The sequence below is a fragment of the Paenibacillus sp. J31R34 genome (genome assembly GCF_059383715.1).
Window position 1 is genome coordinate 14073 of record NZ_JBXENU010000002.1, and the last position, 11982, is coordinate 26054.

Below are 11982 nucleotides of genomic sequence, written 5' to 3' on the forward strand. Positions count from 1 at the left end.
TCTCCTAAGGATACATTCTGGAGTAATACTCCTTATACTCTCCACTTTTCACATTATTAAGCCATTCTTTATTATCTAGATACCAACGTATTGTCATTCGAATTCCTTCTTCAAACATAACACGCGGCTCCCAATCTAATTCCTCTTTCATCTTGGCAGCATCTATTGCATATCTCCGGTCATGCCCTAGTCTATCCTTAACGTAGCTTATTAAGCTTTCTGGTTTATCTAGCTCTTGTAAAACCAATTTCACAATTTCAATATTGGTCTTTTCATTGTGCCCGCCTACATTGTAAACTTCTCCTGATTTCCCTTTATGGAGTACGGCAGCAATTGCACTGCAATGATCTTCAACATATAGCCAGTCCCTAACATTCAAACCATCCCCATATATAGGAAGCTCCTTGTTTTCAAGGGCATTCGATATCATTAAAGGGATCAATTTTTCAGGAAACTGGTAAGGACCATAATTATTAGAGCATCTTGTTATACTTACATTTAACCCAAATGTCTCATGATAGGCTCTTACAAACATATCGGCAGATGCCTTGCTTGCTGAGTAAGGGCTGTTAGGAGCTAGAGGAGTTGCTTCTGTAAAATAACCGGTTTCGCCAAGCGAGCCATACACTTCATCTGTTGAAACTTGTAAATACTTTTGATTCGTATAGGGAGCAGTCCAATATTTCCTACATGCATCAAGCAGAACACGAGTACCTTCAATATTCGTCTTCAGAAATATTTGTGGGTCGGTGATGCTGCGATCCACATGAGATTCTGCAGCAAAATTCAATACATAATTAGGTTGATATTGTTCAAAAATTTTCTCAACTAATTCACTATCACAAATATCGCCTTTGACAAAAACATAGTTGCTGTTGTTCTCAACTTCTTTCATATTATCAAGATTCCCCGCATACGTTAAAGCATCAAGGTTAATAATTTTGTAATTAGGAAATTGCTTAAACATGTGCAAAATAAAATTACTCCCAATAAAACCTGCTCCCCCCGTCACTAAAAGGGTTGCTTGTTGTACTTCGCGTTCTTCTTTGACTGACACTTTATTCTCCTCCTAATATATACATATGCATTTGTTATAAGATTTGTTCAGATAGCGTTTTTAAATTTTTATCTTTTTCAGACAGCAAAACTTCTTCCAGTTGTTCAATCGGCCATTCTATTCCAATTTCGGGATCATTCCACAGCACACCAGCATCGAATTCTGGATAATAAAAGTCAGTACATTTATAGGCAAATTCTGCTTCTTCAGATAAAACTACAAAACCGTGTGCAAAGCCCTCTGGAACGTAAAACTGTTTTTTATTTTCCCCTGTAAGAATAATACCTTCCCACTGTTTATAAGTAGGTGAGTCTTTTCTCAAGTCTACAGCTACATCAAATACTTCTCCCGATAATACGCGAACTAGCTTTCCTTGTGGATGCTGAGTCTGAAAGTGAAGCCCGCGAAGAACCCCTTTACGCGACTTGGATTGGTTATCTTGAACAAACTCCATATCCAGCCCTGCTGCTTTAAAAGCATTAAAATTATACGTCTCCATGAAATATCCACGTTCATCTCCAAAAACTTTAGGCTCTATAATCGTCAAACCTTCAATTTTCGTTTTCACAAAATTAAACTGTCCCATCAAGATCCTCCTCAATGAATCGGTATTCCCTTACCTCTAATTAAAACCTTCCGCAACTTGCACTAAATATTGACCATATTCACTTTTCATAAGTGGACTCGCTAATTCAAGAAGCTGCTCTTTCGAAATAAACTTTTTGATGAACGCAATCTCCTCAACACAAGCTATATATAGCCCTTGACGCTTTTGCACTGCCTCGACAAAATTGCTCGCCTCTAACATTGTATCATGTGTCCCAGTATCCATCCATGCCATGCCTCTACCGAGCAATTTGACATTTAGCTTACCTTTGCTAAGATACTGATTATTAACTTCAGTAATTTCTAGCTCTCCGCGGGCCGATGGCTTGATACTTTTTGCTATCTCAACTACGGAATTATCATAGAAATAAAGACCTGGAACCGCATAATGCGACTTAGGCTTTGCAGGCTTTTCTTCTATAGATAAAACTTTCCCGTTGTTATCATATTCAATTACTCCGTATGCTTGAGGGTTTTTCACAAAAAATCCGAAGATTGTTGCCCCTTCCTCCAGCTTGGTAGCTTCCTCAAGAATCCGCCCAAAACTTTGACCATAAAAAATATTATCGCCTAAAATTAATGCTACAGAATCATTTCCTATAAATTCCTCTCCAATAATGAAAGCTTCGGCCAACCCATTAGGTGCTTCCTGTACGGCATATGTTATAAACAAACCTAAATCAGACCCATTGCCAAATAATTCTTCAAAAATTTTAATATCTCTAGGAGTCGAGATAATGAGAATTTCCCGAATACCAGCTAACATTAGGACAGAAAGCGGATAATAAATCATAGGTTTATCATAAACTGGAACGATTTGCTTAGATATTGCTTTTGTTATAGGATATAATCTTGTACCTGACCCACCCGCGAGAATAATTCCTTTCATTTACCTTAAAAACCCCTCTCAAAAGTATCTATAAATAACTAACTATGTATTTCTCTGAATAATTATAATCATAAGAAAAAGATCGAATAAAGTAACTTTCTGACGTTTACGCACAGAGTCATTCTATCAAAATTACTATACGAATACTACTCTCATTCCTCAAATCCCAGAAAAACCAAGCTAAGTCTACTGGTTTCTGAAATGAAACCTGTCACTTCTTCACACTCCCCCATATAGTAATCCCCCCCATCATTTGTTAAAATAACTCTATGAAGAAATCTACTACGCATACAAGGAGTACATATTAATGAGTGCAAGGAAAAATGCAACACAAAACACAGCGGGATTAGCAAAAGAGCAGCCGCTGTTGCAAGGGTTACTGACGCTCGGCCTAGCCTTGTTCGTCCTTATTTTCCCATACGATCGCGGATTGTTCAATGGCTACGAATATGGCTTTGAGTCTCCCATTTACAACGCAGCCATCTATGGCTACGTTCTACTCGCCGCAACCGCCTTGTTCGCTTATCTCACGGGCTGGAAACTGAACAACCACCGCAGCGTGCTGTCGATTGCGATTTTGCTGCTGCCGGCCATCTATTGGCTCTCTTCTATGCAGGCCGTCTCCAGCTATTATGCCAAATTTATGACGTTTGTCTTTTTCCTGCTCGCTGCCCTGTTTCTGACCAGTCTTTATGCCGCTGGAAAAGTACAGATGCGCAAATGGCTGGAATACGGGGTTATGCTGTCTGCCTATTTAATCGTATTTTTCGGTCTGCTGAACTTGTTCGGCCAGCAATATTACAAAGACGCCATGTGGCTTGCCCATGACGGCTACCGGCTCAGCTCAGTCTTTCAATATTCCAATACTTACGCTGGCTTCCTGATTGCCATCTTTCTGATCGCCGCTTATTATGCGGCAACCTGTGAGCGCTGGTACATGCGTCTTGCTAATTCCATTATGCTCGTACCGATTTTAATTTCCTTTTTTCTCGCTTATTCGCGGGGCGCCATCGTTATCATACCGGTGATGCTTATTGTGATTCTGCCTTTCCTGAAGCTGGCTAGACAGTTTGCTTATGTCATTTATGCTGGTCTATCCGCTTTGCTGACTCTCGTTATTTTGGGCAAAATTACGGCTAATACAGAAGCGATTTCCGCAATTGTCCAGCCGACCGAAACGAAAGTAGCGACGACGATCTCGATGTTCGACAAGCTGCCGCTGCAAAGCTGGGCACTGCTTGCTGGCGCTACCCTTGTTAATGCAGGGCTGATCATACTTATACACAAGAAGCTATTCCCTTGGATTGAAAATAAAAGTGAGCGTCTTGCGCAGCGCAAATGGGCATTTGCTGCTTTTCCCGCCGCGATTATCGTTGTCGGACTATTAGCAGCGGTATTGCTTATTACAAGCGATGGCATACGTGATCTGCTGCCTGAGAAAATCGCTTCCCGCTTTGAAAACATCAACTTGCAGCAGCACAGCGTTCTCGAGCGCTGGACCTTCTATGAGGACGGTCTTAAGGTTGCCAAAGACTATCCGCTGCTCGGAGCAGGCGGAGGCGGCTGGCAGGCTGTTTATGAGCAATACCAGAACAATCCTTATTGGAGCAGACAAGCGCACAGCTTCTTCATTCAAACGCTGGTTGAGGTAGGCTGGATTGGATTTGCTGCGCTGATTGGGCTGCTTGTATACACCTACTTCTTATATATCCGCTCATATATTCGGCACCCAGAGCGCCGGGGCAGCCACTTGATCTTTTTTATTTTGGCAACGACGCTGCTGCTGCATAGCGCCATCGATTTTGATATGAGTTACGTCTATTTGAGCGCTTTGCTGTTCATCAGCTTGGGTGCTATGATTGCACCGTATGGCAAATCGCTAGCGTTTAAACACAGAGAAGAAAATGTACAGGGCAGCACCGTAAAATGGATCTATCCATCTGCAATCGGTGTGCTGGCAATTGTCCTGCTAGTCGGCTCCGCACGCGAGAACAGCGCAAACCACACGTTCCAAGAAACGTACAATACGGCAGCTGCCGGACAGGCTCAGCTTAACCAACTGCTGCCTTCGCTTGACAAAGCCATTAAGACGTCTCCTGATCATTCCGTATTCAGCTTGACGAAATATCAATGGCTCATGCAGGCCTATGAGCAAACGCAAAATGCTACCATGAAAGAACAGGCGCTGCAGACGCTTGCAGCGGGCAAAGCGAATGATCCTTATAATCGCACCTTTATTTTGGCCCAATACGAAAATTTCAAAAAGGACGGCAACATAACGGAAATGCTTAAAGTGCTGGAAGAAGGCATTAGCAAATTCCGATGGGATATTGTTTTATATGATCATGCGATTGTAGAATACGCGGCTGCTATGAGCAGCGATGCTGGCAACGCGGATACTTACCGCACGCGGGCGCTGGAAATTAAAGCAGAAGTCGAGCGGCGCATTGCCCAGCTCGCAACGCTGCCTCCTGAGCAATCACAGGGTCGAGATTTCAACTTCACCCCTGCCATGCAGCAGGCACTGGCTGCGATCGAAAGTAAATAATTTGCCTACGACAAGCGGCTCCCGAGTCGCGTCTTCAAACGGTTAAATCTAGCATGTTTTAACGCATGCCCCCGTTTAAAGACGCTTCCTAGGAGGCGCTTTTCCTATTTTTCTGACATGTTTCCCGCCGCCGCAGAATAAATTGCATTAGAACGTTCTAAATTCTCATACCGGCCGGAAGGAGAAACCTCTATTGAATCGATCGTCCCATTCAAAGTGGTCGTTTGTAGTCATGCGCGGCGCCGACAAAACCGTCAAGCAGTTTCATGTCTCAAAGCGATCCGTCATTGCGGCTCCCGCCGCAGCCGCACTAGCCGTGTCGGGCTGCTTTGCCGCGCTGCAGCTCAAATCCGTCTTTGAGCTGCATGAGCTCGAGGCGCAGCTTGTGGAGCAGGCAACGCAGCAGGATGAACAAACGCAGCAGTATCAGCATACCGTCGCCAATAAGGATGAGACGATCCTCGCCCTACAGCAGCAGCTGGCAAGCCTTGCCCAGCAAACCGAGGACATGCAGACGCGTGTGGATGAGCTCCTCGCACTGGAAAACAAGCTCAAAGCGTTCATCGACAAATATGGCAGCTCTGATTCTGGGATAGACACAAGCAGCCACAAGCCTCAGCAGCAATCTGAACAGCTGTACAAGCGCGAGCAGGCTTTGGCACAGCAAGCCGGTTATGATGCCAGCGGTTCCCTGCAAACGAACGGGATGTCCTTTCGAGCTTTGGCTTCTTCTACCTCATTTGACGTTCAATCGTTGAGCGCAATGGTCGATTCTTTGGAGGAAACGATGGAACAGACGCTTCGGCAAGCTCAAACAAGAAGGCAGCAGGTCGATTCCTATCCATCGGGCTGGCCTACCTATTCGAAGAAGCTGACCTCCAGCTTCGGCTACCGCAAGGACCCTTTTACAGGGAAAGCTGTCTTTCATGCCGGTATTGATATTGGCGGCAAAGCAGGCGACCCTGTTTTCAGCGCGGCGGATGGAACGATTAAGGAGGTTGGCACTGGAGGCTCAGAGGGCAACTATATTATTGTCGACCATCATAACGGACTGTACAGCGTCTATATGCATTTGCAAAGCATGGAAGCCAAGGAGGGAGAACAGGTCGTACGGGGCGAGAAAATCGGCCTGCTAGGCTCTACTGGCAGAAGTACAGGACCTCATCTTCATTTTCAAATTATGCAGGGCGATGAGGCCGTCAATCCTTTGCCTTACTTGCTTCAACCATCCTAAGCTGCGAAACAAGGAGGTTTTTCCATGTCTATTTTCAAGGAAAACAAACGAATATCCCCCACGGATACACTGATTGGTCAAGGTACCCATGTGGAAGGCAAGCTGATCTGTGAAGCAGGCCTGCGCATCGAAGGCGAATTCCGTGGAGACATTGAATGTGCAGGAGATGTCATTATTGGCGAATCTGGGATAGCGCGTTCTAACATAACTGCGAAGGATTTGACTGTAGCGGGCAAGCTATTCGGCGATATTACCACGAAGGGGCGGCTCACCATTACCGCAACTGGACAAATTACAGGGAACATTAACGCCCATTCCTTAATCATTCAAGATGGCGGAAGCTTTAATGGCAGCAGCCATATGGAACGGGGGCAGGCCCCGCTCACACGCCCGCTCTCCGAAACAGACGGTACAGGCAAAGAAACGGCTGCTAAGGACGGCAGCAATCGGGATAAAGCCCGTCAGGCAGTCTAGCAAGCGGCTAACGTATTTCAATGAACGGCACATAAGAAGCAGCTTGAAGCACACAGCTGAAAACACATAGAACAAGCAATCCGGATTGGATTAAGAGAAGCAGCCTGCAAGCATCATTAGAGAACATACGAAAGCAGGGCAGGCGATAATTCGCCTGCCCTGTACTATTTTTCACACCCGCTTGCTCTCTTATTCAGGAGCCAGGCTGGCAAGCCTTCTTTTTCAGCGGACTAAAGCCCCCCAAGCTTCCCTCATGCTTGTACGTCCTCTCTAAGCGCCAACGTCACGCTTCTCGAACACGAACCAGGTGAGCGCTGCAAATAGCGCATAATAGACGACAAGCACGCTAATCGCGAAGCTGAGCGTCCGACCGCCTACGTCTCCAACCAAATAAGGCACCAAATCCAATTGGACAAAAAACAAGTAGTCCACCCATTCATAATTGATTAGCCCGATAAAAGGACCAACAGAAATGGAGGAAAATACGAGAAAAATCGATAATCCAATGGCAAGTCCGCCGCTTCGAAATACCGTTGACAGCATAAACGCTATCATTGATGTCACAAGCAATGCAATAAAGCGCATCACATAATATTTCATATTATATACCGCTGCCGACCCTTCATATTGTCCCTCGTCCATGAAAAAGCCATGAATCTCTCCAGCCGTTACATTCGTAGAATCAAAAAACAAAAAATTGAACGCAATAGTAAATGCATATAACAGCACGACCTGGAACAGCGCGAACAATACGACCGAAATGTATTTGGACAATAAAATTTTCCATCTCATCCATGGGCGAATCAGCAGCAGCTTAATCGTTCCGCTCGTGAACTCCTCAGCAACACTCCCAGCCGCAACAACGGCTGTGAACATCGCAATAAGCAAATAACCTACAGCTGATTCATATTTTACAAGTGTCCACATCGATGTCGCACTGTCTTTGGACATAAAATAAACAGGTACGGTCATAAATACAACCAACGCCAGCAGCAGTCCCGTCATAATCCAGGTTCTTGTGCGGAGATAGATTTTCATATTTTCATTCAATAGCAGCTTGCTGAAGTTATACAATATGACCGCCCCCCGTCTTCTCGAGGAACCGATCCTCTAAAGATTGATACTGTGCCTGAATGGCATATACTTTAATGCCTGCCGCTACGAGCCTTGCATTAAAGATTGCGACCGCTTCTTTATCCGCCCCAATAGCGATGGCTTGGCCAGCCCTTTCCCCTGTTATCCCCTCAGCTGCTGCAACAGCAAGCGCCGCCTCTAAATCGTCTACTTCAAAAACAACCCGCTGCATTGCCGTTTGTTCTGACTCCCTGTTTTTCTCAACCTTGACAACCTCCACAAGCTTGCCCTGCTGGATTATGGCCACCCGGTCGCACATTAGCTCCATCTCGGCTAGCAAATGGCTGGAGACGAATATCGCCAGTCCTTCTTGCTTGGCCAGCCTTTGCAAATAATCCCGCAGTTCACGAATACCCATGGGATCAAGTCCATTCGTCGGCTCATCCAAAATAAGCAGCTTTGGACGATGCAAAATCGCCTGTGCTACGCCCAGCCGCTGCCGCATCCCCAGCGAATAGGTATTAACTTTATCATGAATGCGCGAGCCAAGCCCGACAAGCTCCGTCACCTCCTGAATCCGTGAATGCTCAACACCAGGAACCATCCGGGCAAAATGAACCAAATTTTGATAACCGGTCATATATTTGTACATCTCGGGATTTTCGACAATGGCGCCGACATGGCGAATCGCTTTCTCAAAATGCTTTGAGATGCTGTGGCCATCGATTTTGATTTCGCCTTCCGTTATTGAAATGAGGCCGACCATCATTCGGATCATGGTTGTCTTTCCTGCTCCATTCGGACCAAGGAAGCCGAATACTTCACCAGCCGGCAAGTCAAGGCTAAGATGATCAATGATCGTCCGTTTGCCGATGCGCTTCGTTACATTTAGCATTTGTACGATTGGCTGCTCCAATTTCTATTTCCTCCTTCTCCAGTGAACCGCATGTCCTCTTACATTTCTAATAGCGATCTAATACTGATCTAACATTAATCCGACTGCATCTAACCCTACCTAGTATAATCGAATAAGGAAACGATTGGAACATGCACGCAAGTAGCAGCAATGAAATAGAAAAAACCTCCTGCTACACAACTTCTGTAGTCAGGAGGTTTTGGCTTGCCGGATAGAAGCTCGTTTGATAGGGATCATAATCAGATTTGGCAGTTAATGGGATGACTTCACCTGTTACGCTTTGCAATTGTGCCTCCAACTTATTAGCATGGCCAGCTTGTGCCTGAGCACAAGCTCTACAGCACCCTAGCCGATTTACTACTCGGAAAAATCCGGTTCGGAATAACACATTCGCTTGCCCTGTAGGTATCATGTTTTGGCATCCGACGCAATAGAACTGCTCCTGAAGCTGAATCACCTGATCACTCCTTGTATACTTATTGTATCACTTTTATGTAAAATGTTACGTAATGTATCTGTTTGTTTATATTTTATGGTATTTAGCGAATAATGTCAACAAAAAACTCAAATTTTGTCGTCTTACAGAAGCATCGAACCCTGACAACATTTTGTCAGGGCCCTTATCATTTTTTTATAAGAGCAGAAGGCTTTAAACCTCATCCATTTATATGCTCATTTGTTTTTTAAGAAGCTCGTGAATTCGATTGCGTTCCTGATCGCCGACGATATAGTACCAAACCTTATCAATCATCGTCCCGCTGCCGCCTATTTCAACGCTATCCAGCTTTTCGATCCCTGTCCCATATTCCTTAAAAAAGATTTTCATCTCATCAAAGGTTATATTCGTCCTCACATTGTCGCCCATCTCCGCAAGCAGATTGCTTAATTGTGCAGCGCCATATAAGGTAAACACATTGGAAATGAGCTGCTTTAGGACAGCGCGCTGACGGTCATTTCTTCCCCTGTCCCCTTTCGGGTCCTCATATCTCATGCGAGAATAAAGCAGCGCCTGTTCACCATTTAACTGAATTGGCCCTTGCTCAAACGTATAACCGCTGAAATCAAAAGCATATGGATTGTTGACGGTTACTCCGCCAAGCTTGTCGATGATTTTCGAGAAACCTTCCATATTGACCCGAATATAATAATCAATCGGATAATCAAGAAAATGCTCCACCGTCAGCTTTGACATTTCCACCCCACCAAAAGCGTAGGCATGGTTTATTTTGTCCGTCGTGCCATGTCCAATAATCTCCGTTCTCGTATCACGCGGAATGTTGAACATAAAGACCGAATGCTTGAGCGGATTCACTCCCATGACAATCATGGTGTCTGTTCGTCCGCGATCATTTGTCCTCTCATCTACTCCCATTACTAATACGGTGAAGGGCTTCTGCCCGATTATTGCTTCTTCTATGCCGGATACCTGCAGCTCCGAATCTGAGCTTACGTACGGAGTAGAAATGATGGGCTCAAACATATCAGCAGCCGTTTTTTCAAACTTTCCATAAAGATACCAGCTGTATAAAGCCGTTCCCAAGCCTGCGACCAGGCATACGGTACTGACGACGATAAGCGAGCGTTTAACCCAACGTTTCACCCGAAAATCCTCCTCATTTGACAAAAGTGCTTCTTGCGTTCAAACTGCGGTATAGCTGATGGATTTTCCGCTGCTGCGGATGTTGGGCGAGTAATTCTTCATTTAATAGGCGGGTAATAATGGATTTGATAAGCAGTGGGGGCTCAAAATGCATACCGTACTCGAAAACATTATCCGTTCGTTTACGCCAAACCACATTTCCCTGAAGCCGGATGTTTTTGCCGGACAGCTTCATGCGAATTTCTACCATATACAGCCGATGTACGGGGAGCCTTAAAGAAGACCAGAAGCATAACCCCTCCTGGCTTAAATTCAGCACCAGTACCGTTCCAGTAGAGGGACTTATTAAAATGCCATGCCGATTGAGCAGCCTCAGCCCTGCCTTAATGCCTGGCTTCAGCTTTAAACGGACCTTGCTGCGCGAATTTTCTTCTTTAGCATCCATTTATTTCTCCTTATAGGTATAAAGTGATAGAGCCTTGGAAATAATTCGATACATTATGTATCAATCTTTTCCTTCACTTTAAGATACAATATGTATCATGTCAAGCAAAAAAAACGTCTAACAATATTTTTTGCGACATTTCGTTGCAACAAATGCAAATCTAACGTTTCCGTATTAATATAGGTGTAGCAGTAATAATCCAATATGTGTGTATACAAACTAGGTTTTGCATAGCAAAACCTGCCGTTTATATGTTGTAAGTACGTTTATGCTTACGAAGTCAGTTTGCTACGCAAACCTAAGTTTATGCTTACGAAGATGGTTTGTTCCACAAACCTTTAGGAGGGGTCATATGAATATAGGCAGCAGAATTGCTCAATTGAGAGATGACAGACATTGGACACAAGAGCAAACCGCAGCAAAGCTTGGCATTTCACGTGCTGCTTTATCTCATTACGAGAAAAATCGCCGAGAACCGGATTCCGAGACATTGAAAAAATTTGCCGATCTATACCAAGTGTCCGTAGATTTTCTAGTTGGACGCACCCTTCATCCGCAAACGGTGCTTAGCGACGACGTTCGCAATTTTACCGAGCATTTGGAGTTAGCCGATGATGAGATATTGGAGAAGTTTAATTTGAGTATTGATGGGCGTAAGTTGACAGTGGAAGAAACGAAACGGTTTATAGCTTTTGTACGAGCGGAGAGAATGATGAATTAGACTATTTATTTGGATGGTGGATTCGCTAGCGGCGGCCATTTCTCTGGAGGAATTCCCATTTGGATAAGTATATCCTTAATATCTAATTCAATACGGCCTGAATTTTTCTCTGCCATCTTCGTATCCGACTCCTGCCTTATGTATAGTTTGAACAATACTGTTATTATACCCAATACCTTACTGGGAATTTGTCGTAAGGTGGGAGCACGATTGTTCTTTTTTTGTTGTTTTTTTGTCGAAATACGTAGATTTAAGGTAAATATTATGTGATTTTTGAAATACTTTTCATTTTTCCTAAATCAGTGAACACTGCTTGTTCGGAAAAGAAAACAATAAAATCTGGCGGCAAAGCTATCGTTTCGCGTAGAAATATAGTGAAAGGATGGAACAATCATATCCTTTCCTATATTTTTTTAAA

11 protein-coding genes are annotated in these 11982 nt (G+C 44.3%); 4 read left to right on the plus strand and 7 right to left on the minus strand.

Annotated features, from left to right (window positions below; all coding sequences use genetic code 11):
• Positions 1-4 precede the first annotated feature (4 nt).
• The 3 genes from rfbB to rfbA are packed head-to-tail and all read right to left on the minus strand — an operon-like array spanning position 5 to position 2552.
• Positions 5-1057, minus strand: coding sequence for a dTDP-glucose 4,6-dehydratase (gene rfbB / locus AC50YG_RS05620; protein ID WP_494825352.1), 1053 nt, complete (start codon positions 1055-1057; stop codon positions 5-7).
• 34 nt (positions 1058-1091) lie between these two features.
• Complete coding sequence (gene rfbC / locus AC50YG_RS05625) at positions 1092-1643, minus strand: dTDP-4-dehydrorhamnose 3,5-epimerase (RefSeq protein ID WP_494825354.1); 552 nt, start codon at positions 1641-1643, stop codon at positions 1092-1094.
• Positions 1644-1679: 36 nt separating this feature from the next.
• Complete coding sequence (gene rfbA / locus AC50YG_RS05630; RefSeq protein ID WP_473758386.1) at positions 1680-2552, minus strand: glucose-1-phosphate thymidylyltransferase RfbA; 873 nt, start codon at positions 2550-2552, stop codon at positions 1680-1682.
• Between the two features lie 307 nt (positions 2553-2859).
• On the opposite strand from rfbA, the gene AC50YG_RS05635 reads away from it, so the two are divergent.
• The 3 genes from AC50YG_RS05635 to AC50YG_RS05645 all read left to right on the plus strand — a co-directional run bounded on the left by AC50YG_RS05635 (position 2860) and on the right by AC50YG_RS05645 (position 6808).
• On the plus strand, positions 2860-5100 hold the full coding sequence (locus AC50YG_RS05635) for an O-antigen ligase family protein (RefSeq protein ID WP_494825355.1): 2241 nt from the start codon (positions 2860-2862) through the stop codon (positions 5098-5100).
• Between the two features lie 193 nt (positions 5101-5293).
• Positions 5294-6334 carry a M23 family metallopeptidase gene (locus tag AC50YG_RS05640; RefSeq protein ID WP_494825356.1) on the plus strand — a complete coding sequence of 347 codons (1041 nt, stop codon included), beginning with the start codon at positions 5294-5296 and terminating at the stop codon, positions 6332-6334.
• Between the two features lie 24 nt (positions 6335-6358).
• Complete coding sequence (locus AC50YG_RS05645; RefSeq protein WP_494825358.1) at positions 6359-6808, plus strand: bactofilin family protein; 450 nt, start codon at positions 6359-6361, stop codon at positions 6806-6808.
• A 270-nt stretch (positions 6809-7078) separates the two neighbouring features.
• Here the strand turns inward: AC50YG_RS05645 and AC50YG_RS05650 are convergent, their stop codons facing one another.
• The 4 genes from AC50YG_RS05650 to AC50YG_RS05665 form a co-directional block, all read right to left on the minus strand.
• Positions 7079-7882 carry an ABC transporter permease gene (locus AC50YG_RS05650; protein WP_494825359.1) on the minus strand — a complete coding sequence of 268 codons (804 nt, stop codon included), beginning with the start codon at positions 7880-7882 and terminating at the stop codon, positions 7079-7081.
• Positions 7875-8777 carry an ABC transporter ATP-binding protein gene (locus AC50YG_RS05655; RefSeq protein ID WP_494826330.1) on the minus strand — a complete coding sequence of 301 codons (903 nt, stop codon included), beginning with the start codon at positions 8775-8777 and terminating at the stop codon, positions 7875-7877. The genes AC50YG_RS05650 and AC50YG_RS05655 overlap by 8 nt, the downstream gene beginning before the upstream one ends.
• 685 nt (positions 8778-9462) lie before the next feature.
• Entirely contained in the window at positions 9463-10398 is a 936-nt protein-coding gene (locus AC50YG_RS05660; RefSeq protein ID WP_473758381.1) for an LCP family glycopolymer transferase, read from the minus strand.
• Between the two features lie 13 nt (positions 10399-10411).
• Positions 10412-10843, minus strand: a complete 432-nt coding sequence (locus tag AC50YG_RS05665; RefSeq protein WP_473758380.1) for a PilZ domain-containing protein — start codon at positions 10841-10843, stop codon at positions 10412-10414.
• A gap of 352 nt (positions 10844-11195) precedes the next feature.
• Here AC50YG_RS05665 and AC50YG_RS05670 point away from each other — a divergent pair, with 352 nt between their 5' ends.
• Positions 11196-11564, plus strand: coding sequence for a helix-turn-helix domain-containing protein (locus tag AC50YG_RS05670; protein WP_338554856.1), 369 nt, complete (start codon positions 11196-11198; stop codon positions 11562-11564).
• Positions 11565-11982: the final 418 nt, after the last annotated feature.